Genomic DNA, 22809 nt, shown 5'->3' with positions numbered 1-22809 from the left:
AACGCAAATCTGTGTAAATTTTAGACGCGAAAGAGCGATAGCTAATCATGTCGGATCCCCAGCCTCCATCTGATCTCCCCACGCCATATCCTTGCGCCCTGTGCGGCTCAACAGATACTCGGCTGTGGCACGTGGAAACCCGAAAGCCCTTGGTCGGTCGTGAGTTCCATCATTGCCTCAAGTGCCAAGGGGTATTTGTGCCACCACAGTTCCATATCAGCCCTGTCGAAGAGCTGGCCATCTACCAACAGCATGAAAACTCCCCCGATGACCTCGGCTATCGTCGTTTTTTAAGTCGTACTTTGGATGCGGTGCTGCCGTGGTTACCTGAACGCGCTCACGGACTCGACTTTGGTAGCGGTCCTGGACCGGTGTTGGGTATCATGTTTGCGGAGCATGGACACCAGTGCAGCAACTACGATCTCTACTTTGCCAATCAGCCGGAACGACTCCAAACACAATACGATTTTGTGACCTCCACGGAAGTGATTGAGCATTTGGCTGATCCCTTGCCAGTATTTGCACAAATGTTTGCATGCCTAAAACCTACTGGCGTGTTAGCCGTAATGACGCAAAAGCCAACCACGTTGCAGGCGTTCTCCCATTGGCAATATATTTTGGATCCGACTCATATTACGTTTTATCGGGACCCAACCTTTGACTGGATCAGCCAGCACTTTCGCGCCCCGATTGTACATCGGGGACGCGACGTGATTGTTTTTCAAAGTTCGCTTGGAGATTAATCCGCACTAGGTGTGCGTTCGCCACGAAGTTCCTGTCCGCCTTGGTATAAGGTCATGGCATCAACGCTGCCGTCACTGTTGCGACTAAACACAAAACGCGCACCAAACTGACGGTTTTCAAAGGTGTCCGTTTCCACATAATTTACCACGGCCGCAGGTTGATTGGTGCCTTGAATAAACAATTGCCCCTCTTCGCTAAACACCCGCACAGCGAATCCAGGCAATAGAGGATAACTGCCTTCGTATTGGGTTAAATCCAATGTTTCGGGACGTTCTGCTATGCGATACGCCTCACCCGGGCCAACCTCTGGCTCAAGAAAGTGCAACGCAAGTGCTTGAATATCTCCCGTTTGATGCAGAGCCGCGTTGCTTAGCACAATGGCCCCGCGACGTGATTCCGGATCGAAGACCACCATGCTCGTGAATCCGCCAGTACCACCACCATGGGCGATGTATTGGGTGTCGCCTACAGGTACGGTCATCCAACCCCAGCCTAACGGACGCCCCGACGGCGACTCCAATGGCGTTTGACTGAGTTGCAATGCTGCGTACAACTCTCCTGGGGCCTCACCCAAATGCGCTTTCACATAGGCCTCCATGTCACGCAAACTGGCCCGAACGCCGCCAACCCCCTCCATATCCGTGGGGAAATTCCAGTTTTTCACCGAAGAACCATCGGAATTCAAAGGCGTCATGGTCTCGCCGGAGAACGACGCAGTGGCCATTCCTAATGGCGTAAACAGCCACTCTTGGAATAAGGCCTCCAGTGATTTTCCGTTATGCTCTGCCACAAGTTTTGACAGCAGCATATAAGCAAAATTCGAATAAGCAAATTGCTCGCCTGGCGCACTAGCCAAGGTTACCGACGTCACCGCCTGCCATAATTGTTCTGCACTGTAGTCCGCGTACGGATCATACATATCCGCGGGCGCCAGGTTGGCGGGTAAGCGCGGTATGCCCGACGTGTGTGTAAGTAAATGGCGAATCCGAATTGGCCTATCCGTGTCGGGAAGGGTGACATCCTCAGGCAGCAATTCGGCAATAGGTGTCTCCGCGTCAACGAGGCCCTGTTGGGTCATATAAGCGAGTACCGCTCCCAACATGGTTTTGCTCACGGAGCCAATTTCAAAACGACTATCTGCATCGGGAACCGCGCGGCTTTCATCGGCACAAACAAAGCTGCGGGAGGCCACTAACACCCCATTGGCATCAGGTTCAATACGGGCGGCGGCGATGCAGGCACCAGACATATCGCCCAGAATCCTTGTCGTTACCGCCTCGTCCATGTTTTCTGCCGAGACACAAAATACAGCCGCCATGGCGGTACCTGCCATCACCCATTGACGATAGCGAAAAAACTTTTCAGCGAAGAACTTCATCCTTTGACCCTCTGTGCGCTAAAGTAAGCGGTAGTATAAAGACTATGATATAAACCAATGAACCAGCTAAATATTCCCAAAGAATGCCTGTAGCTCATAACCGAGTGCAAGTATATAAATTAAACTACGACCAAAAGGGGACACACCATGCAAGGCCATAGTTTTTTAATTCAGGATTATCATACCTCGTTAGTGTGGCTCGGAATTCTGCTTGCCACCATTATGCTGCAGTGGTTTGTCGCCAGTTTTGCCAAAGCACGGCAGCCCGGTTCCATTCCTGGCTTGCCCCCCCGCGATGCAGCCCATCGTAGCTTCACGTTCCGAGCGTGGCGCACACACCAAAATACCCTAGAAAATACAGGAACCATGGTGGGCGGCGCGATCTTTGCCATTATGGCCGGTGCCAATCCCGTGTGGTTGCAAGGGCTTATGGCCATTATGGTGGTTGCCCGTATCGCTCACATGCTGTTGTATTACGGCATTGCCACTGAGAAAAACCCAAGCCCGCGCAGCTATTTCTTTATGTTTAGTTGGTTTGCCAATATCGGTGTGATTGTTTTGGGCTTTGTCGCACTGTTCAGCTAAGCCGCCACTTTGAGTCTCTCACCCGTGGGGTAAAGCCCTTTATCCCGCCGAAAATCATGGTAGGCTGTCTTCATCCCTTGTCGATGGAGACAGCACCACATGAAACTTGTGATTCAAAGCCTACTAAAGGGCCTTGCGATTATCCTGCCCCTTCTTATTACGCTGGAAATTGTGCGTTGGCTTCTTTCTACCATTGAGGGTTCCCTCGCTCCATTACTGCAAGCCGTACTCAATAATGATTGGTACTATCCTGGCATGGCTTTGATTAGCTTTTTGCTGCTCTGTACCTTAGTTGGCTTTACTGCGCGTTGGCGCAGCTTTTCATGGCTTTGGAGTCTCCCCGGCAAAATATTACTGAAAATTCCAGGCGCCAGCCAAATTTACGGCATCCTCCAAGACCTCATGGAACTCATGTCGGGCAAAAATTTCGAAGAAGAAAGCGTCGTAATCGTTAAACTCCCACAATCGGACGTTGAATTGATTGGCATCGTGACCAAAAAGGGCGGTATAAAAGATGATCGCATGTCGTCGTTAATGGACGATGAACAATTAGCGGTTTTTTTGCCCATGGCCTACAACGTGGGTGGGTACACCATCATTGTTCCGAAATCCTGTACGCGCAATATTGATATGAAACCCGCGGAAGCATTACAACTCGTTTTGAGCGGTGGATTGGGAAAATCGAAAGCGCCAAAGCCTACGAAGTAAGCTCCTCATATTAACCACGGAAGTAACAACATGAAGAATGGTTCACGTCGCACACTCTCAGCGCTCAGCGCGTTGTTTGTTGCGCTCTCTTGTGCCTCGGTGACGGCCTCTGAGGCCGAGCAGGGCTATTATCGGGCTCCGGCCATTTTCCAAGACACAGTAATCTTCACCGCCGAAGGTGACTTGTGGAAAACCCATCTTGATAGCAATGTGACGCGTCGCCTCACACGCCACGCAGCAGAAGAGCTTGGAGCGCGCATCTCCCCAGATGGCCAGTTCGTTGCCTATGTGGCGAATTATGAAGGTGCCCCAGAAATCTATGTACTGCCCATGCGGGGTGGCGTACCGAAACGGGTAAGTTTCGAAAATAGCCGCGTACGCATGCAAGGCTGGAGCTCGGATGGTCAGGTGCTGTATAGCACCGACAATATTGTCGGCCCGGCAAACCAATGGGTCATGCGACAAGTCCACCCTGACACCTTGGAAACCACTACATTTCCACTGATCGATGCTATCGAAGGCCAGCTCGACACCCAGGGCGAACATCTTTATTTTACCCGCTTTGGCCTACAAGCCACCGGTGACAACGCCAAGGTATATCGCGGTGGTGCTCGGGGCGAAATTTGGCGCTACACCACAGGAACCACGCAGGAAGCAACACACCTGACTGCCGAGCACCAAGGGTCCGCCAAGCGACCCATGCTCTGGCAAGATCGCGTGTACTTTATTAGTGACGCCGATGGCACACCAAATATCTGGTCGATGACCTCTCATGGCCGCGATTTTAAACAGCACACTCACTATAACGACTGGCAAGTATGGGATGCCAACCTACACAATGGCCGGATTGTCTATCAACATGGTGCCGATATCCGCTTATTCGACATCGATAGTGAACGCTCACAAACGCTGACAATCGGATTAGCTAGTGACTTCACCCAGCGGCAAGAGCGTTGGCTAGACGATCCGATGGATTACCTCACCGACGTGACTTTTGGTGGTGACGATCAAGTGGTGCTTACCGCTCGTAGCCAAGTGGCAGTGGCAAGCACGGGCCAGCGTCGCGTCGCCCACATCCAAACACCAGAGGCCTCACGCAGCCGGTTTGCAGTGATTAGCCCAGATGGTGAATGGGTATATGCGGTAAACGACCATAGTGGTGAAAATGAAATTTGGCGCTTCCCAGCAGATGGTAGTAGTGGCGCGGAGCAACTCACCACCGATGGTCATGTGTTCCGCTGGAATATCCATGTGTCACCGGATGGCCGCTACCTTGCCCATCACAATCACTTAGGACACCTGTATCTGCTGAACCTAGCGACCGGTGAAAACACGCAAATCTTTGCCGAGAATATGCCCAGCCGCGGCTACCCCGATGTGCATTGGTCTGCCGACAGCAGCCTGCTCAGTTTTACCATCGAATCGCGGCATGAACCGCAACGGCACCAAGTGGTAGTGTATCACTTAGATAGTGGCGAACATGCGCTGGTCACGTCGGATAAATACGAGTCTTACTCCCCTGCTTTTAGTCAGGATGGCCATTGGCTTTATTTCTTATCTGACCGAGTCTTCACACCGACCCCAAGCTCGCCTTGGGGCGACCGGAATATGGGCCCCATGTTTGACAAGCGCACCCAGATTTTTGCGGTGTCATTAAAACCGGATGCCTGTTTTCCATTTGCGCCACCTGCGGAAATTCGTCACTGCGACGATGAAAAAGCCGGTGAGCAATCAATCCGCTTGGACGGCATTCAAGACCGTTTGTGGCAGGTTCCAGTCTCCGCAGATAACTATTTTAATCTAGCAGCGAATGAAGACCGATTGTATGTGCAAGCCCGTGAGGCCGGTTGGGGTAACTCTCCGACCTTATATAGCATTGCCTTTTCCAATGACGAAGCCAAGCGCGAAACCTTCGCCAACAATGTCGTGCGTTATAGCTTATCTAACGACGGCAAGCGCTTGTTCTATCAGCAAACCGGTGCCCACAATCTATTTATCGTGAATGCAGGGGCCACTGCTCCAAATGATATCCAGCACGCGCGCGTGGCAACGCGCCAATGGCAAATAGCATTATCGCCAGTACAAGAATGGCGACAGATGTTCCGAGATGCTTGGCTAATGCATCGCGATTATTTGTTTGACCCCAATATGCGGGGTGTCGATTGGACGGCGATGTATGAACGCTACTCACCATTAGTGGATCGCCTCACCGATCGGCATGAACTCGATGATTTATTCGCGCAAATGATGAGCGAATTGAATGTACTGCACTCGCAAGTGCGTGGTGGTGACTATTCGCAACCTCGGGAGCGTACATCGGCGGCAACTCTGGGCGCCCAACTCACAGCCACCCGCGATGGGGTGCGTATTGAGACCATCTATCGGGTGGATCCAGAATTACCTCAACAGGCGGCACCACTGGCGGCCCCGGGCGTAGATGCCCAGGAAGGCGATCTAATTACTCAGGTCAACGGTCGCGATGTATCTAATCCTGGTGAGGTGCTGCATGCCTTACGTGGCACGGCCAATAAGCAAGTGTTGCTGACCTTGAACCGCAATGGAACATCGCTGCAAACCGTGGTGACACCGGTGGATGGTAACCGCGATCATCGCTTACGTTACGAAACCTGGGTACAGAATAATCGGGACCGCGTCAGCGAGGCCAGCGACGGCCGTTATGGATACCTACATTTGTATGCCATGGGGGCCAACGATATCAGTAGCTTCGCTCGTGAGTTCTACGCCAATTTCCAAAAAGAGGGGCTAATTATTGATGTACGTCGCAATCGTGGCGGCAATATCGATAGCTGGGTGCTTGAGAAATTGATGCGCCGCGCTTGGTCATTCTGGCAACGGCGTGGCGGAAGCGATAGCTTTACCAACATGCAGCAAGCATTCTCAGGTCAGCTCGTTGTGCTCGCCGATCAGCTCACCTATTCCGATGGCGAAACCTTCTCTGCCGGTGTCAAAGCCCTCAACCTCGGACCCGTCGTCGGCAAGCGCACTGCGGGAGCGGGCGTATGGCTATCGGATCGCAATCGTCTTGCTGACCGTGGCTCAGCCCGTGTCGCAGAGCTAGGCCAATTTGCCGTCGATGGACGTTGGATTGTAGAAGGTTACGGGGTCGCTCCAGATATTGAAGTGGATAACCTACCATTGGCGACATTCCAAGGTACCGATGCTCAGCTTGAACGAGCCTTAGAGGTACTCCACGAGCTTGTGAAGCAGTCACCACGACCTTCATTCACTCCGGGTCCACTCACGGCCCCTATCGCTGACGACGTCCGCTAACCGGGGCTTACAGAAGCGCTGGCAATCTATTCAGGTCGCCAGCGCTTTTCTTTAAAACACTCGACCTAATTGCTCAATCCCCTGAATATCCGTTGCCTGTAATGGCACTTGATAGAGCGGGTAGCGGTCAAATAACGTTGAAATCTCGTGCAAGCGTTGTGCTTCTTGTTGTCGCCGCGTGGCTAAAAACGCACCGTCCGCGCTTTTGGGCAAAACTCGATTCACAAACAATCCCGCTAGAGGTAACCCTTCGTTCTCTAACACCTTCAGTGCTCGTTGAGTTTCTAAAATAGGTAGCTTTTCGGGAGTGAGTACATACAGCATCGCCGTTTGTTCTGGGTTTTTTAAAATCCGTCGCGTGCGCTGAAACAAGCGCTGGCGATGTAACAATGTTTCGGTGATTCCACGACTTCGCGCACTCATGCCGGCACTAGCAAGCTGCTCCGGTTCGTCCATCGGGTGGTCAATATCTTTTCCGCGCTTCGGACTCAAATGGGCCAACACTCCACTTAGCTCCGAGGATTTCTTATCGTGCTGCAACATACCTTGAGTCCAGGCGGCCATGGCTTCGGGCAAAGTGAGCAAACGCAATGTGTGTCCGGTGGGGGCGGTATCAAAAATAAGTAGGTCGTATTCATTTAAGCCCCGTTCTATTTCCCGGCAAATACGTTCTAATAGGGCCGCTTCTTGTGCGCCCGGAGAGTTCGCCGATAGCCGTAATTGACGTTCCGCTTCCGCGTACATATCAGGATGCACAAACTGCTTCATTTGTTGAACAATGCGATCAACATGGGCTTTCGCTTCTGCATCCGGGTCAATTTCTAACGCCGACAGGTGGCTCGTGATCGAAGTAACACGCCCCCCAATGGATTGGTCGAAGGCATCACCCAAATTGTGGGCTGGGTCGGTGGAAATGAGCAACACTCGTTTACCGCTAGCCGCTGCTTGTAACGCTAGCGCCGAAGCGATTGTGGTTTTACCCACCCCACCTTTCCCACCCACGAGCAACAATCGCCGTGAAAACAACTGCTGTTGCGCGGTGATCGAAAAGTCCATCCAAGTCATAGCTAAAAAGACCTCTCCCAAAAAAGTTGGCATCTGCCATACTCACTCCATGAGCGAGGAGTTCCATTTATGATAAGTCGTATCATCGCAATCCTATTACTCGTGCTCGGTGGCGCCTTAATCTGGCAAAACCACCAGGCGTCATTTGCTTTAGTAGTTGCCAATGCGCTGCCGTTACTCGCATTTTGCAGCTTCGTATTTTGGGCGCCAAAGCTAGCCATCATCTGGCGACGGACACTTAACCTTTGCGCTCTATTTGGATGTTTAATGTGGTTTAACTTTCAGCTCGCCATCCGCCTCGATCTGGGTCAGCTCTATTCGAATCCTGAATACTATGGCATCGTCGCCATATGGGCGCCTCTGTATAGCACAATCTTTGCTGCCGTGGTGGGCATCGCAGTATACGTGGTGTTACGTATCAAGCTCGCGCGTAATGAATCCATTTAACAGCAGCGTATGTTATCTAAGGGCGAATGCTCCATCCCCATACGAATATGCCACTCGTGGAAACGTTCCAACATCAGTGGCTGCAATTCCAATGTATAGAAACTCGCAGGATTCGGCACCCCCATGAGCTCCGAATACACCATCAGCATAAACAGATCATCACGATCACGTTTTGCGCGTGCAATCGCCGATCGGTAAGGAGCATTATAGGCCTCCTCGGCAAATGCATTGGCCTTGCGCCAAAAGGCTTTTATCTTGCCTAAACGAGGCATGTTTTAATCCTCTGCATTCGCTGGCACTGAGTCGGCAGTTCCTTTGCGAAGCCGGTTCAGCGTAGATGCACATTCCAAAGCAATAAAAATTGCTGCGATTAACACCACGATATCTAAACCGAACAAGAACCATTGCTCATTTGAGTAGAAGGTGCGTAATTGTATAACTAAGGCCGCAACTGTCATCACCAGCAGGAATATCAATGGTACTAAGGTAAAATACATTGGCCGACCATAACGCACCAACAACACGGTGATCACCAATAAGGTTAAGCCCGCAAGCAACTGATTGGTGGTTCCAAACAAAGGCCAAATAATTAACCCACCGGAGCCGTCAGCGCCCCCGGCTCCAAAAGCAAGGAGCAAACAAGCACCTACCGCCAGCAAAGTCGACGGCACTATTTTCTGCATCCACGAAATACCGTAAATCTGCCCCCATTCTTGGAAGATATACCGCTGTAAGCGCAAACCGGTATCCATGGTGGTTCCTGCAAATAGCACCGCCATTACCGTAAGTAGGGTCTGCGCCAACCCTTCACTTAAGCCCACGCCATTGCTTAGAATACTAGCACCACCGGTAACAAACGCATTCACTCCACCTTGCCCGAAGCTCTGATATACGGCCTGCCAGTCTGCCAAAGTAGCAAAGCCTGCGGCTGCGGCAATAATGGCAGCTAACGCTAGTGAGCCTTCGCCAACGGCACCAAAATACCCAACGAAACGGGCGTCGGTTTCCTTATCCAGCTGCTTCGCGGTCGTGCCGCCCGCGACTAAGCCATGGAAGCCACTAATGGCGCCGCAGGCGATGGTCACAAACAGCAAAGGTACCATCGATGGTGTTCCCGCCGGTAAATCAGTATTAAATGCCGGAGCGACCATGTTAGGCCCCGCAATCAGTACCGCTGCGTAGAGCAAGATCAATCCGATAAATAGCTGCAAGCCATTAATGTAGTCCCGAGGCTGCAGAAGTACCCAAACCGGTAGTAATGAGGCAATGGCGGCATAGCCAAACAAGATAACAATCCACTGAGCACGATCGGAAAGCCCGATAAAGGTCTCGGGAAGAGCAAGCGGGAACACAGGGCCGAGTCCAATCAGGCCATAAAGCGCAAGAACACCGATAATCGACACGGCTAGTAAACCCACCAATTTTCGATAGATGAGCTGACCGATGATCAATGCCACAAATATCGCGCCCCATACTGGAATCACCGCGCTGTTGAAATCAACGAGTAAGCCCGCAATGACCACCGCAAACACGGCGTTGACCATAAGAAGCACAAGGAAAATCACGATCATAAACAAGCTGCGCGCACGGGCGCCCACCACATCGCCGGTAAGCGCGCCAATGGATTTCGCTTTGTTTCGGTTACTGGCCCAAATCGCACCCGCATCGTGCACTCCGGCAAAAAATATGGTGCCCAAAATCACCCACAAAAAAGCAGGGACCCAACCCCAGATCACGGCAATAGCAGGACCAATAATCGGCGCAGCGCCCGCCACCGAGGTAAAGTGATGGCCCCAAAGAACAAATTTATTGGTGGGAACAAAATCAACGCCGTCTTCAAATTCATGAGCGGGGGTTCGAAAGTTGGGGTCTAGCTTGTAGATACGCTCTGCAATAAATTTGGAGTACAACAAATACCCCAGTGCCATAGCGCCAATACCTGCAAGTAAAACGAAAATAGCATTCATGGTGTGAGTCCACTGGTTGATATTTTTCAATGGGTCGATTCGATATTGCACGGTAACACGCGTGACATCGAAAACAGACTAGACTTTAGCAGAATATCTCACAGCAAAAAAAAACGGCCACTAAAAAGTGGCCGTTTGTTCAATACTTTCTTGCTAACTCAGGTGCTTAGAAGCGGTAACGAACACCGATCTTCGCGTTCCAAGTTGATCCGCGTGCGTTGTAACGTACTGCGTCAGCTTGGGTACCGAAGCCACCGAAAGGCGGGCTATAGATGTACTGTCCAGTTTCTGGATCAAGCTGAACGGCCGCAAAGCGAACGCCGGTATCAGAGAAGCTCACAGTGTGACGTTGGTTGTTGTCAAACATCGCCAACACGTTGCGGATATCAACATAGATAGCACCACGGTGATCATTGAACAATCCTGGAATTTCCTGCTCAAAGCGGAAATCTAGGTTGGTCAACCAAGGACCACGGTTACCTTCGTTACGTACCGCATAGCCACCAGCGTACTGGCTCAGGTTTGCTTCCGTTAACCATGCATTCAATTGCTCATACGTTAACCCACCTGCGTAACGAACGTTTGGATCGTTCGGGCCGCTTGGGATGTATGGCAAGTAGTTGGTAGAAGACCACAAGTTTTGTTGTGAACCGTCACCAAACCCACGGAAGCGGAAGGTATCCAATGCATAGCTGTATGGACGTCCCGACATACGCTCCCAGAACAGGTTAAAGTTCGACGAGTAACCTGCAAAGATTTCTGTGCGATAGTTCAACGATGCCATCAAACGGTGCTTCACTTCATACGATGCAACGCCCACTGTTGGATGCTGCTTGTCGATTGCCGTCTGGAAGTTGTAGTTTGAGTGAGCCGTTGAAGAACCACCAGAGGTGATATCTTTAACGTCTTGGTTCGCATAGCTGAAACGGAAGCCTAAGCCGTTGTCCCAGTTATTGCCCAAGCTGAACGTTGAAACCACTGAACGACCGCCAGATACGTTGGTCAACATAATGTCGTAACGATCTGTGTTAAAGCCACCAATGGTATCTGGACGTGGGCCTACAAGTGGATCCCAGCCAACATATAATGGACGTCCGCCCATTGATGTTACTTGGTTGCCGCTGTCATCAAGCAGAGCCACTTTGGCTAAGTTCGTCCATGCAACTTCACGATCTTTTTGCGTGTACACCACTTCTGCTGATGCAAACCAGCCGTCACCCAACAACGGAATGCTCAGATCAGAGTAATCTAACGCTAATGCATAACGTGTGTCGTAAGGCATTTTGAAGTTTGGATCGATTGGCGTGGTATTACCGTCACCTGCTTGTAATGCATCGCGCATTTGCTGAGGAACTTGAGTAATGTCCGCGTTTTCAACGTTGTTCAAGTTTGGTGCTGCAACGATGGTTACACCGTCGTTAGAGTACGCATTTGAAATCCACACATTAGGACGGCCACCAGAGAAGCGACCTACACCACCGCGTACGGTCATGTTGTCTGTCCACTCATAGTTGAAGCTGAAACGTGGAAGAACCAGATCCAGACCATCCATGTTGTTGGTGTTGTCGAAACCGTAGCGATCCATGAAGTTCTGGTTAAACGCTGGGCGGTCACTTGAGCTAAAGCGCTCATAGCGAACACCAAAGTTTAAGGTCAGATCCCAGTTCACATCCCAGGTGTTTTGCAAGTATGCCGCCATGTTGCCGTAGGCAAACTCAGCTGCACCGTCATTCACGTTATTGGTAAATGCGTTTTGATACTGAATCTGTGCTGCCTGACGATTCTCGAACGCTTCAAGGCTATCGAAGGAATACACGCCTAGCGCGTTCTGAACGAACAGGTTAAACACATCGATATTTTGATATTCAGCACCGAACTGAATCTGATGCGCGCCTAGCAAGTACTCAGCGTGCAATTGAATTTCAGTGGTCGTAGTTTCTAAATGGTTCGCATGGCGTGAACGGTCTGGACCAATATTAATGGTACCGCCAGCACCTGCTGGGTTTTCATCGTCAGTAAAGCGAACATCAACCTGACCCATGTTTAGACCCAACGAAGGATCCTGACCAGTAGTCACATCTTTTACGGATGCTTTAAGTTCAGTGCTGAAGTTTGGCGACCAGTTTGAATACAGCTGCAATGCAAAGTTGTCCATGGTCTGAGTACGCGTATACCAGCGTGAATTCAGATTCAGGTTTGTAGTGCCACCGGTTAGGGTGTTGTTTGCTGCTTCATCATCGGCACGCTGGTAAGTGAACGATGCACGATGGTCATTGCTCACGTTCCAATCCAACTTAACTAGAATCTTTTCGTCTTTCTGGTCCGGTTGTACGTTCCAGTCACCCGCGTCTACACCGTAAACATCACGAGCAATCTGTTGCACACGGGTTACAACGCTTGGATCGATCAGTTTTTGCTCAACCGCAGCAGAACCCGCTGGGCCTTGACCAATTGACGTCGGCTCGCTGTAGTTTTCGTAGTTTACGAAGAAGAACAAGCGGTCTTTAATGATTGGCCCACCTAGACTAAAGCCATAGGTTTCTTCTTTATAATCAAGGTTCGGACGGGCGCCGCCTAAAATGCGGCTTGCCTTTGGATTGCCCGCCAGATCGTCTGATGCGTACTCGTAGAAGAATGAACCACTAAGCTCGTTCGTCCCTGAACGCGTTACCGCGTTGATGCGTGCACCAGAGAAGCCTGAATAACGCGCATTGAAAGGAACGGTTTGAATCGATACCTGCTCAATAGCGTCAATTGAAATTGGTGAACGGTTGGTGGGGTAACCACCGGAGTTCAGACCGAAGTCATCATTCTGACCGATACCGTCAACCGTAATGCTGTTATAACGTGGGTTGTTACCGCCAACCGTCAATGAACGGTTGTCGTCACCCAAGTCTGCTGCCAATGGGTTTTGACGCACGATGTCTTTTAGATCGCGGTCAAAGGTTGGCATGTTTTCGATTTCTTGTGCGCCCCACGTACTTGAAGAGCCAGCTTGCAACGATGTGGTGTTGATGGCACGACCGGTGACAGTGATGCGCTCATAACGTTCTTGACGCGCATCAAGCTGTGCGTTCACACGGTAGGTGTCACCTAACTGCAGGAAGATGTCTTCCAGCGTTTTGCCTTCGTATACTTCAGAGTCGATCATTACAATGTAAGGACCGCCAACACGCAAACCAGACGCGGTGAAGATACCCGAGTTGTTGGTTGTTGTGGTGGTAACGGTACCCGATGGAACGTGCTGGATGATTACGCGAGTGTTGGCGACCACTTCACCTTGTGGTCCAACGATCTGGCCACGCATGGAGGAAGCAGTTTCCGCCATCGCAACACCAGACATTCCTAACGTAAGCGCTACTGCCGCAGCGATGCGGGTCAGTTTCGTCGTTTTAGTCATGCCAATTTCCTGCATAGTTAGTGTGTGAGAGATTTAAGACTAGCTTGGACGCGTAACGATAACCTCGAATTGTGACAACCCGATGACTACCGTATGAACGAAACGCGCGAATTCTATTACAAATAGAGGACAGTTTCACAGTTTTTTTGCCCAATTTAGCCGCTTTTTTGTTGTAAATTTGTAGCTACAGCAATTTGTTCTGATTATATATTAGACAAACTGTATGACAAAATTTTTACAAGATCTAGGTGTATAATTAATCAAATAGCGTAGAAGTTGTTAAGCGTTTTTCAGATGGGCTTTTTTCGGTTTCAGTCTGCACATAAAAAATGCGTGACATTAAAATCACTTAGCTTGAAATCGGTGACTGTGTCATTTGATGTTCACTACATCATTAATTACCTAAGTAATTTTTTATCTCAGCAATAAACGCATCCGCATAGCGCTCGAGTTTTACTTGGCCGACGCCGGAAATACGCAACATGGCGTCATGGGTAGTGGGTAGCATCAGGGCCATTTCCTGCAGGGTTACGTCGCTGAACACCACGAAGGGCGGCTTTTCTTCCCGCTCCGCGATAGCTTTGCGTAATGCACGCAATCGCTTAAACAACGCCTTGTCGTGTTGCCCTCGATCCGTCACGGTGTCCGTTTGCGCCACAGTTTGCACGCGCGGTACCGCCAACGTGAGTGCGATGTCACCACGCAGCACCGGGCGCGCTTCTTCGGTGAGTACAAGGGCACTATGGCGGCGAATATCTTGAATTAATAAGCCGCGGTGAATGAGTTGCCGCAGCACTGATGTCCAATGTTCTTGGCTGTTATCCTTGCCAATCCCCCAGGTGCTTAACTCGTCATGGCGGTATTGCTTTATTTTTTGGGTTTGCGCACCACGTAGCACCTCTACCACATAGTGCAATCCGAACTGCTGGCCCGTGCGATAGACACAACTGAGTGCTTTTTGAGCGTCTACGGTGCCGTCGTAGGAGCGCGGCGGCTGCAAACACAAATCGCAGTTCCCGCAGGCCCTCTCCCGGTACTCGTTAAAATAGTTCAGTAGCACAATACGCCGACAGGTCTGAGCTTCTGCAAACGACGTCATGGCTGAGAACTTTTGTTTCTCAACACGACCTCGGGGGGTATCGTCTTGCTCATCGAGTAAACGCCAAATCCAATTGGAGTCGTTTGGCTCGTACAGCATGATGGCTTCTGCCGGGGCACCATCACGACCGGCGCGACCGGTTTCCTGATAATAGGCTTCAACACTGCGAGGAATATCAAAATGCATCACAAAGCGCACGTTTGGTTTGTTAATCCCCATACCGAACGCCACTGTGGCGACCACCACGTCAATGTCATCGCGCAGAAATCCTTTCAGGGTGCTATGCCGATCTTCATGAGGGAGTCCCGCATGGTAAGGTGCTGCCCGCACACCATTGCGCATGAGTGATTCGGCGATATCTTCGGTTTTTTTGCGGCTACCGCAATAAATAATGCCCGACGCGCCCTTTTGCCGCTTCACATAAGCAAGTACTTGCTCGCGCGGTTTAAATTTCTCCTGCACCACATAACGAATATTGGCCCGGTCAAAAGACCCTTGCACCAGTTCGGGATCGTGAAGATGTAAGCGTTCAATTATATCGTGGCGGGTCACTGCATCGGCAGTAGCGGTGAGCGCAAGCACTGGGGTACCCGGGAGCCACTCTCGAATTTGGCCGAGCTGACCGTATTCAGGACGAAAGTCGTGGCCCCATTGAGAAATACAGTGGGCTTCATCCACCGCGATAAGGGCCACATCCAGTTCCGCGAGACGCTCTCGGAAGTTCGGCTGCATCAGGCGCTCAGGTGCTAGATAGAGCACTTTTAAATCGCCGCGATGGAGCTTGCGAAAGGTGTCCATCACGTCCGCCGGTTGCATGCCAGAATGCACAGCGCCGGCGGCAATACCGAGCTCCTGCATCGCGGCAACTTGGTCGTCCATTAACGACACCAAAGGCGATATCACTAAGGTGACACCAGGTAACATTAGCGCCGGCAACTGATAGCACAATGACTTTCCCGCGCCCGTCGGCAACAATGCGAGTGTATCCCGACGCTCAAGCACAGCACGAATGATTGCTTCTTGCCCAAAGCGAAAGGCATCGTAACCAAATACGTCACGTAGTTTTGCTTTCGCCTCGAGCAATCGAGAATCAAGGTTGGTTTGAGCTGTAGATATGGAATGCACTGCTAACAATCACCGTGGTCGTAAGTTCTGGGCAAGTGGCCTGATGTCTTATTGACTCTCTCAAAGATGGTCACTATTGTAAGCGTCCCAGCCACAGATAACCATGAGCTTATGTCTTCTTCTTCGTTACTTGAGCAAATTTCTACCTTTATGAACGAGCAGATCCCATTTCAGCAGTATTTGGGCATTGTAGTGACTCGTTTCGACGCTCAACAATCGGAAGTGCGCTTTCGCTGGAAAGAGGAACTAGTTGGCAATGCACCCATGCAAATCTTACATGGTGGAGCCACAGCTACGGCGCTTGATACCGCTGGCGGCGTGGTGATTATGGCCAGCGTAATTGAACGTTTGAACAAAGATCTTAGCCCGGAAGAAATTGTGCAGCGTATCGCCCGCTGCGGCACTATCGACCTACGCGTCGACTATGTGCGCCCAGGACGCGGTGAAGAGTTTATTACCACGGCGACGATTATTCGTTCTGGCAATAAAGTGGCCGTTGCTCGCATGGAAATGCACAATAATGAAGGCATGCTCATCGCCTTCGGTACTGGTACTTATATCGTAGGATAATGGCGTGACTCCACCGACTCCTTTACCTGGATCAGCAGAAGCGGATCGCCAAGCACGACAAGGCGTATTTTTTGCCATCGCCGCCTACACCATCTGGGGTGTTGCCCCGATTTATTTTAAATCAGTTGCTCACGTACCTGCCTTTGAAATCCTTGCCCACCGCATCATGTGGGCATTTATTTTGGTGTTTATCCTGCTCGCTCTAACCGGACGGTTAGGCCGTGTGGCCGCTGCCTTTAAAACGCCCAAATTACTTTTCCGCCTTGGTATCGCGGCGGTACTGGTCGGCTTTAATTGGTTTTTGTTTATTTGGGCAATTGCTAACGACTTTATCCTTGATGCGAGCTTGGGCTATTACATCAACCCGCTGCTAAACGTGGCTATTGGCATGTTGTTTTTTGGTGAACGGCTGCGCAAATTGCAAATATGGGCGGTGGCCTTGGCCTTTACCGGCGTTGCCATTCAAATAATTACCTTCGGTTCCGTGCCTTGGGTCGCGCTGGTGTTAGCCACGTCATTCGCCACCTACGGTGCCATTCGCAAAAAGCTCCCTTTCGATTCCCTCACAGGACTCTGGCTTGAGGTGCTGATTCTGCTGCCGGCAATTCTCATTTACTACTTCGGGTTTGCCAATAGTGACGCGAGCAATATGTTTGCCAACGATTGGAGTTTGAATGTGTTACTGGTGATGGCTGGGGTGATCACAACAGTGCCGCTGCTGTTTTTTACTGGGGCGGCAAAGCGCATTCGCTATTCCACCTTGGGCTTTTTCCAGTACATCGGACCGAGCTTGATGTTTGTTTTGGCGGTATTTCTATACGGCGAGCCCTTCGAGCTGGATAAAATGATCACCTTTGGGATTATTTGGACTGCATTAGGAATCTATTCGTTTGATGCAGCACGCCTACACCGACAAACACGGCAAGCAGCCAAAGCTGCTCGCATTGCGGCCGCCAAACAATAAGTGCAGGCAGGCCGCTAGCGCAGCGGCGTGAGTTTCGCGTAGGCCACCACGAGCCATTTACTACCCGCATCATCGAAGTTCACTTGAATACGGCTTTGTGGGCCAGTGCCCTCGTAGTTGAGTACTGTGCCTTCCCCAAAACTTTGATGCAGCACCCGCTGCCCTAATTGAAATCCCGTTTCGCTAAAGGCTTCGTGTGAGGCGCTGGTGTGGAAACGGCTGCGCCGCGCCGCAGGTTGCTCAATGCGGGTTTGCACGCGCACTTCCGTGATCAGCTCTGAGGGAATCTCCGCAATAAAACGACTGGGCCGGTGGAAGTTTTCTTGGCCATAGAGCCGACGGCTTTCTGCGTAGCTCATCACCAATTTCTCCATGGCGCGAGTCATGCCCACGTAACATAGACGCCGCTCTTCCTCTAACCGTCCAGGCTCGCCCGATGACATTTGCGAAGGGAAGGTTCCTTCCTCCATGCCCGTCATAAACACCAGCGGGAATTCTAGCCCTTTCGCGCTATGCAGGGTCATGAGCTGAACCGCATCTTGATACGCATCCGCTTGCTCGTCGCCAGCTTCCAATGCCGCATGGGCCAAAAACTCCGCAAGGGGCGTCATGTCCTCTTCACCCGAAGGCATAAACGATTCGGTGGCGCTCACTAATTCTTGTAAGTTTTCTACTCGGGTTTCCGCTTTATCGCTTTGTTCTGCCTGATACATAGCGAGCAGACCACTGCCTTTAAGCACTCGGTCTGTTTGTTTCGACAACGGCTGATCGGCGCACTCTACTTCTAGCTGCGCGATCAAGTCCAAAAACGATGCCACCGCATTGCGGGCACGGCCCGAAAGCATCGACTCGTTCACCATTTTACGTGCCGCATTCCACATGGTGGTTTGTTCGTTACGCGCTAGTTCTCGCACCAAGCTTAATGTGCGCTCGCCAATACCACGACTTGGCGTGTTTACCACACGCTCAAAGGCCGCGTCGTCTTGACGATTGCTGACTAATCGCAAATAGGCCACAGCATCTTTGACTTCTTGTCGATCAAAGAAGCGTAAGCCGCCATAAATACGATAAGGCAAACTGGCGTACAGGAGAGATTCTTCTAGCACTCGGGACTGAGCGTTGTTGCGATACAACAACGCCACATCACTGAGGGCGCCGCCTTGGTCTTGCCACTGTTTGATTTGCGCGACGATATACCGCGCTTCTTCTTGTTCGTTAAACGCAGAATATAGGGTGATCGGCTCGCCTTCCGTACCCTCTGTCCACAAATCTTTGCCCAAACGGTCACTATTATTGGCAATCACTTGGTTGGCAGCTTTGAGAATAGTACTTGTAGAGCGGTAATTTTGCTCAAGGCGGATGGTATCTGCGCGAGGGAAGTCTCGTAAAAAGTGCTGCAAATTTTCCACTTGAGCACCGCGCCATCCATAAATCGACTGGTCATCATCGCCCACGATAGCGACATGGTTATCAGCGCCGGCCAGTAACCGCACCCAGGCGTACTGAATTTGGTTGGTGTCCTGAAATTCATCCACCAAAATATGACGAAACCGCTTTTGGTAATGCTCGCGAACATGTTTGTTATCGCGCAGCAACTCGTGAGCACGCAACAGTAGCTCAGCAAAATCCACTAAGCCCGAGCGATCACATGCCTCTTGGTAGGCTTGATAGATTTGCAAAAAGGTCTTCTCAGCCGGATCCCAGGTTTCAATATGTTGTGGACGCAATCCATCATCTTTTTTGCCATTGATATACCAGCCCGCTTGCTTTGCTGGCCATTGCTTCTCATCTAAATTCAGTGCCTTGATGGTGCGTTTCAATAACCGGAGTTGATCATCGCTATCGAGGATCTGAAAGTTTTGCGGCAAACCCGCATCTTGATAATGAGCGCGTAACAAACGATGGGCTAAGCCGTGAAAGGTACCAATCCACATACGCTGCACATCGCGCCCGAGCAGCTTCTCGACACGACCACGCATTTCCGCCGCAGCCTTGTTGGTAAAGGTCACCGCCAGAACCGAAAATGGCGAATAGTTCATCACCTGAATCAGCCAAGCTATACGATGCACCAGCACACGGGTTTTTCCGCTGCCAGCGCCCGCAAGGACTAGCATGTCTTGCTCGCCAGCACTCACGGCCGCACGTTGCCGTTCATTTAGGCCGTCGAGCAAATATGAAACATCCATGGTGATCCCTCAGGGTTGGCAAAATCAAAAATACGCGCTCATGATACTGTACATAAAACCAGTAGGCAATTGTCGTCCGTTGTACGTTAATTAGGTCAGCAAGTGGCGCAATGCATGCAAGTCCTCAATGGTGGCATGAGGTAATCGTGTCATCTCTACGGGCGGAGCTTTTGGGGCGAACCAAATTGCCTGTGCGCCATAACGTAGCGCGCCTTGCACATCACTCACAGGATGATCACCCACATGCAACAAGTGCATCGGTTGCGCAAGCTGCAAATGCGCGCCAGCGGCCACGAAAAGATCCGAGTATGGCTTTCCTCGGCGACCTTCCCCTGGATGAAATGCCCTCTCAAAGTAATCCCCTAAACCGAGACGATAAATATCGGCATTGCCATTGCTTACCGCCACGAGGGGATAGCGCGTGGCTAACTCCGCCAACAATGTATGTACTTCTGGGGCTATCAATACGTCGTTACGGGCGTGTAAAAACACCTCCATTCCCTCGCTAGCCAGCGCCTTCGCTTTATGTAAGCTTATACCGCGTTCGGTGAGACCCCGCGTTAATGTGGCTAACCGCAAGGCGGTCATATCGCTGGCTAATTCTGCGTCTTCTGCTGCCACAGCATCGCGCAATTTCCGCCAAGCATGAGCATCCAGATCACTCACCGATGGCCATGCCGTTGCGATGTGGTCCGCCAACAATTGCTCCGCTCGCTGAATGACCGGCGCGTTGTCGTACAGAGTATCATCGAGATCAAAGCTGATCGCCGTAAAGGGTTGTAAGCGTTGGTGAAAATGCCACATAAAAACTCTCTGGGAAAAGGCGGTTATTTCTTTCGCTTTGCGCGAGGATGCGCCGCATCATACACCTGTGCTAACCGCTGAAAATCCAAATGGGTGTATATTTGCGTGGAGCTTAAATTCGCGTGGCCTAGCAGTTCCTGAACCGCGCGCAAATCCTGACTCGACTCCAACATGTGGGTCGCAAAACTGTGGCGTAACTTGTGCGGATGCAGGTTATCAAACAGCCCTTGTTCTATGCCCCACTTTTTTAAACGTATCTGCACGGAGCGCGCGCTGAGACGGGTGCCTCGCTGACCTAAAAACAATGCCGGTTGACCGCTTCCCGGCAGAGATGCGCGTTGTTCAAGCCATCGTTGCAGCCACACCGCAGCTTCACGACCATAGGGCACAATGCGCATTTTACTGCCCTTACCTTGAATTCGGAGTTCTTGATCCGCCTGAATATGCTTCACATTCAGAGATACCAACTCCGCTAAACGCAAGCCACTGCTATAGAGCAATTCAAACATAGCGCGATCACGAATAGCCATCCAATCATCAGGGGGAATATCCAATAGCTGAATCATGCTGTCGACATCGAGATTCTTCGGTAGGCGTTTGGGCGCTTTGGGGGCTTTAACCACGCGCGCGGGATTAGTTTTTAGTACACCGCGTTCAATCTGAACGGTAAAAAAAGTGCGTAGTGCCGACAAGCGTTGGTGAATGGTTGCCGGTCCATCGCCCGCACGACGCCAAGCAATGAGCATCTGCTCAATGGTTGAAACTACAGCATCTTTCCAGCGGGAAACGCCAAGTTTCTCTAAGTCCGCCACACAGTGCATCAGTTGGCGCCGATAACTTTCAACGCTGCGGCTTGCGTAACCGCGCACTCGCAACAGATAATCGGCAAATGCGTTCACCTCCTGCTGCAGCGTGGTCTTGGCCATTACTCGGGGCTCCGGTGTGCTCCTAAAACCCGTGGGAGCACAACCGCTAATACGTCCTGAAGCTGTGTAATCAGCAAGTAATCCATGGTGGGATCGAAGTGCAGAGGATCTTTACTGCCAACAGCAAGCATACCTAGTTCACCGTCTTGCCCGAGTAGAACCAAGGCTACCGATTGAATATGCTCTTCTTCTCGGAACAAAAGTTTCAGTTCGTCTTTGGGTAATCGGCCTAAATAAACTTTTTCTTCCTCGAATCGACGGGACAATAATTGCTTGTGGGTGTCGGCCGAGAACGTAAATTGCTCGGGTAAGGCCACTGGGCTATCAAAAAACTTCAACGACAACTCCGGCAACGCCAACTGGTCGCGGAACGTATCTTGCAGATGATCAATAACCGCATCCAAGCTATCGCATTTGAGCAGCTTGCGGTACAGCACGCTGTAGCCTTTAAAAATCTGTTCGTTGCGGCGCGCTTGTGTCATCAGTGCGGTAATTTCATCTTCAAGGCTGGTGACTTTCTCCCGCAATGCCCGCTGCTGACGCTCCATCAGTGATACCGATCCTTCTTGCTGATGACGCAAATTCATGCGTACCAGCACGTTCGGATAGTGTTCAAAAAAATCGGGATTGGCGCGCAGGAAATCCGCAACCATATCTGCATCGAGTTGCGTTGTGTCTAGTTCAGTGGCCAGCACTTTATCTTTACTCATAATACGAATTGTCCATCAAATACATGTTCCGCAGGGCCACGCATCCACAGCGTTTCGCCGGGTTGCCAGGTAATCTCGAGATTTCCGCCAGGGAGCGTGATCGTCGCTGGTGAAGCAAGCTTTTCTTGTAGCATACCCCAAACCGCGGCTGCACAGGCACCCGTGCCACAGGCTTGGGTTTCACCCACACCCCGTTCATATACACGTAACTTAGCCGTTTTCTCGCCGGTGACCTGCAAAAATCCGACATTTGCTCCTTCGGAAAAGCGTTCATAGCGTGTGAGTAACCCGCCCACTTCATTCACCGGAGCACTTTCCACATCGTCAACGAGCAACACGCAATGAGGGTTGCCCATGCTCAGGGCCCCAATCAAAAATGTTTGTTCTTGTGCTCTAACAATGTAGGTGATTTCTTGTTTATTCGCTCGAAAAGGAATTTCCGATGGTTCCAAAACCGGCTTGCCCATATCCACATTCACTTGCCCATCGACTTCAAGACGAATCCGAATGGTGCCTTTTTTCGTGCTGACAGTAATCTCTTGCTTGTTGGTTAACCCTTTCATGCGCACAAAGCGACCAAAACAGCGCGCGCCATTGCCACACTGCTCTACTTCGGAGCCGTCTGCATTAAAAATCCGATAGTGAAAATCCACATCTGGATCATAAGGTGCTTCCACCATGAGTAACTGGTCGAAGCCAATTCCCCGATGCCGGTCCGCCAAAGTGGCAATTTGTTCGCGACTCAAAAAGATATTCTGGGTGACGTTATCGATCACCACAAAATCATTACCAAGTCCGTGCATTTTTGAGAAGTGAACCAACATGATTATGTCACTGTGT

At 51.0% G+C, this 22809-nt stretch carries 18 protein-coding genes; 7 read left to right on the top strand and 11 right to left on the bottom strand.

The window, feature by feature from the left end:
- The first annotated feature begins 47 nt into the window (after positions 1-47).
- On the top strand, positions 48-743 hold the full coding sequence (locus tag FM042_RS08865; protein ID WP_143236078.1) for a class I SAM-dependent methyltransferase: 696 nt from the start codon (positions 48-50) through the stop codon (positions 741-743).
- On the opposite strand, the gene FM042_RS08860 is transcribed toward FM042_RS08865, so the two are convergent.
- On the bottom strand, positions 740-2122 hold the full coding sequence (locus FM042_RS08860) for a serine hydrolase (protein ID WP_143236077.1): 1383 nt from the start codon (positions 2120-2122) through the stop codon (positions 740-742). The genes FM042_RS08865 and FM042_RS08860 overlap by 4 nt on opposite strands.
- A 147-nt stretch (positions 2123-2269) precedes the next feature.
- Here FM042_RS08860 and FM042_RS08855 point away from each other — a divergent pair, with 147 nt between their 5' ends.
- From FM042_RS08855 to FM042_RS08845, 3 genes are all read left to right on the top strand, one after another.
- A complete protein-coding gene (locus FM042_RS08855; RefSeq protein WP_143236076.1) occupies positions 2270-2707 on the top strand; it encodes an MAPEG family protein in 438 nt (145 codons plus the stop codon).
- A gap of 99 nt (positions 2708-2806) precedes the next feature.
- On the top strand, positions 2807-3415 hold the full coding sequence (locus FM042_RS08850; protein ID WP_143236075.1) for a DUF502 domain-containing protein: 609 nt from the start codon (positions 2807-2809) through the stop codon (positions 3413-3415).
- A 30-nt stretch (positions 3416-3445) separates the two neighbouring features.
- On the top strand, positions 3446-6706 hold the full coding sequence (locus FM042_RS08845; RefSeq protein WP_143236074.1) for a S41 family peptidase: 3261 nt from the start codon (positions 3446-3448) through the stop codon (positions 6704-6706).
- 51 nt (positions 6707-6757) lie between these two features.
- Here the strand turns inward: FM042_RS08845 and FM042_RS08840 are convergent, their stop codons facing one another.
- Positions 6758-7771, bottom strand: a complete 1014-nt coding sequence (locus tag FM042_RS08840) for an ArsA family ATPase (RefSeq protein WP_232366411.1) — start codon at positions 7769-7771, stop codon at positions 6758-6760.
- A gap of 69 nt (positions 7772-7840) precedes the next feature.
- Here FM042_RS08840 and FM042_RS08835 point away from each other — a divergent pair, with 69 nt between their 5' ends.
- Positions 7841-8218, top strand: coding sequence for a hypothetical protein (locus tag FM042_RS08835; protein WP_143236073.1), 378 nt, complete (start codon positions 7841-7843; stop codon positions 8216-8218).
- On the opposite strand, the gene FM042_RS08830 is transcribed toward FM042_RS08835, so the two are convergent.
- The 4 genes from FM042_RS08830 to recQ form a co-directional block, all read right to left on the bottom strand.
- Entirely contained in the window at positions 8215-8490 is a 276-nt protein-coding gene (locus tag FM042_RS08830) for a cory-CC-star protein (RefSeq protein ID WP_143236072.1), read from the bottom strand. The two genes, FM042_RS08835 and FM042_RS08830, sit on opposite strands and share 4 nt — an antisense overlap.
- A 3-nt stretch (positions 8491-8493) precedes the next feature.
- The gene (locus FM042_RS08825; RefSeq protein ID WP_143236071.1) at positions 8494-10185 is read right to left on the bottom strand and encodes a carbon starvation CstA family protein; all 1692 of its coding nucleotides are present in this window, start codon (positions 10183-10185) and stop codon (positions 8494-8496) included.
- 166 nt (positions 10186-10351) lie between these two features.
- Positions 10352-13585: a TonB-dependent receptor gene (locus FM042_RS08820; RefSeq protein ID WP_185960756.1), complete on the bottom strand. Its 3234-nt coding sequence runs from the start codon at positions 13583-13585 to the stop codon at positions 10352-10354.
- Positions 13586-13979: 394 nt separating this feature from the next.
- On the bottom strand, positions 13980-15800 hold the full coding sequence (recQ, locus tag FM042_RS08815; RefSeq protein WP_143236327.1) for a DNA helicase RecQ: 1821 nt from the start codon (positions 15798-15800) through the stop codon (positions 13980-13982).
- 120 nt (positions 15801-15920) lie between these two features.
- On the opposite strand from recQ, the gene FM042_RS08810 reads away from it, so the two are divergent.
- Positions 15921-16379, top strand: a complete 459-nt coding sequence (locus FM042_RS08810; RefSeq protein WP_143236069.1) for a thioesterase family protein — start codon at positions 15921-15923, stop codon at positions 16377-16379.
- A gap of 4 nt (positions 16380-16383) precedes the next feature.
- Positions 16384-17343, top strand: a complete 960-nt coding sequence (gene rarD, locus FM042_RS08805; protein WP_143236068.1) for an EamA family transporter RarD — start codon at positions 16384-16386, stop codon at positions 17341-17343.
- Positions 17344-17357: 14 nt separating this feature from the next.
- Here rarD and uvrD read toward each other — a convergent pair whose 3' ends face one another.
- From uvrD to dapF, 5 genes are all read right to left on the bottom strand, one after another.
- Entirely contained in the window at positions 17358-19529 is a 2172-nt protein-coding gene (gene uvrD / locus FM042_RS08800) for a DNA helicase II (protein ID WP_143236067.1), read from the bottom strand.
- A gap of 90 nt (positions 19530-19619) precedes the next feature.
- Positions 19620-20333, bottom strand: a complete 714-nt coding sequence (locus FM042_RS08795; protein WP_143236066.1) for an HAD-IA family hydrolase — start codon at positions 20331-20333, stop codon at positions 19620-19622.
- 23 nt (positions 20334-20356) lie between these two features.
- Positions 20357-21259, bottom strand: coding sequence for a tyrosine recombinase XerC (locus FM042_RS08790; protein WP_143236065.1), 903 nt, complete (start codon positions 21257-21259; stop codon positions 20357-20359).
- Positions 21259-21969, bottom strand: a complete 711-nt coding sequence (locus FM042_RS08785) for a DUF484 family protein (protein ID WP_185960755.1) — start codon at positions 21967-21969, stop codon at positions 21259-21261. The genes FM042_RS08790 and FM042_RS08785 overlap by 1 nt, the downstream gene beginning before the upstream one ends.
- Positions 21966-22793, bottom strand: a complete 828-nt coding sequence (dapF, locus tag FM042_RS08780; RefSeq protein WP_143236063.1) for a diaminopimelate epimerase — start codon at positions 22791-22793, stop codon at positions 21966-21968. Before dapF ends, FM042_RS08785 begins: the two co-directional genes overlap by 4 nt.
- Positions 22794-22809 lie beyond the last annotated feature (16 nt).

This window comes from Aliidiomarina halalkaliphila, assembly GCF_007096385.1.
GTDB lineage: Bacteria > Pseudomonadota > Gammaproteobacteria > Enterobacterales > Alteromonadaceae > Aliidiomarina > Aliidiomarina halalkaliphila.
The sequence above is the reverse complement of the archived record's forward strand: the minus strand, read 5'-3'. Positions and strand labels throughout refer to the sequence as shown.

Excerpts from the sequence above, each read along its gene's own strand:
- FM042_RS08810 (WP_143236069.1), top strand. The coding sequence starts at position 15,921 with ATGTCTTCTTCTTCGTTACTTGAGCAAATTTCTACCTTTATGAACGAG.
- FM042_RS08785 (WP_185960755.1), bottom strand. The coding sequence starts at position 21,969 with ATGAGTAAAGATAAAGTGCTGGCCACTGAACTAGACACAACGCAACTC.
- FM042_RS08840 (WP_232366411.1), bottom strand. The coding sequence starts at position 7,771 with ATGACTTGGATGGACTTTTCGATCACCGCGCAACAGCAGTTGTTTTCA.
- FM042_RS08850 (WP_143236075.1), top strand. The coding sequence starts at position 2,807 with ATGAAACTTGTGATTCAAAGCCTACTAAAGGGCCTTGCGATTATCCTG.
- FM042_RS08855 (WP_143236076.1), top strand. The coding sequence starts at position 2,270 with ATGCAAGGCCATAGTTTTTTAATTCAGGATTATCATACCTCGTTAGTG.
- FM042_RS08830 (WP_143236072.1), bottom strand. The coding sequence starts at position 8,490 with ATGCCTCGTTTAGGCAAGATAAAAGCCTTTTGGCGCAAGGCCAATGCA.
- uvrD (WP_143236067.1), bottom strand. The coding sequence starts at position 19,529 with ATGGATGTTTCATATTTGCTCGACGGCCTAAATGAACGGCAACGTGCG.
- FM042_RS08845 (WP_143236074.1), top strand. The coding sequence starts at position 3,446 with ATGAAGAATGGTTCACGTCGCACACTCTCAGCGCTCAGCGCGTTGTTT.
- FM042_RS08795 (WP_143236066.1), bottom strand. The coding sequence starts at position 20,333 with ATGTGGCATTTTCACCAACGCTTACAACCCTTTACGGCGATCAGCTTT.
- FM042_RS08860 (WP_143236077.1), bottom strand. The coding sequence starts at position 2,122 with ATGAAGTTCTTCGCTGAAAAGTTTTTTCGCTATCGTCAATGGGTGATG.
- FM042_RS08820 (WP_185960756.1), bottom strand. The coding sequence starts at position 13,585 with ATGACTAAAACGACGAAACTGACCCGCATCGCTGCGGCAGTAGCGCTT.
- FM042_RS08835 (WP_143236073.1), top strand. The coding sequence starts at position 7,841 with ATGATAAGTCGTATCATCGCAATCCTATTACTCGTGCTCGGTGGCGCC.
- dapF (WP_143236063.1), bottom strand. The coding sequence starts at position 22,793 with ATGTTGGTTCACTTCTCAAAAATGCACGGACTTGGTAATGATTTTGTG.
- FM042_RS08825 (WP_143236071.1), bottom strand. The coding sequence starts at position 10,185 with ATGAATGCTATTTTCGTTTTACTTGCAGGTATTGGCGCTATGGCACTG.
- FM042_RS08865 (WP_143236078.1), top strand. The coding sequence starts at position 48 with ATGTCGGATCCCCAGCCTCCATCTGATCTCCCCACGCCATATCCTTGC.
- FM042_RS08790 (WP_143236065.1), bottom strand. The coding sequence starts at position 21,259 with ATGGCCAAGACCACGCTGCAGCAGGAGGTGAACGCATTTGCCGATTAT.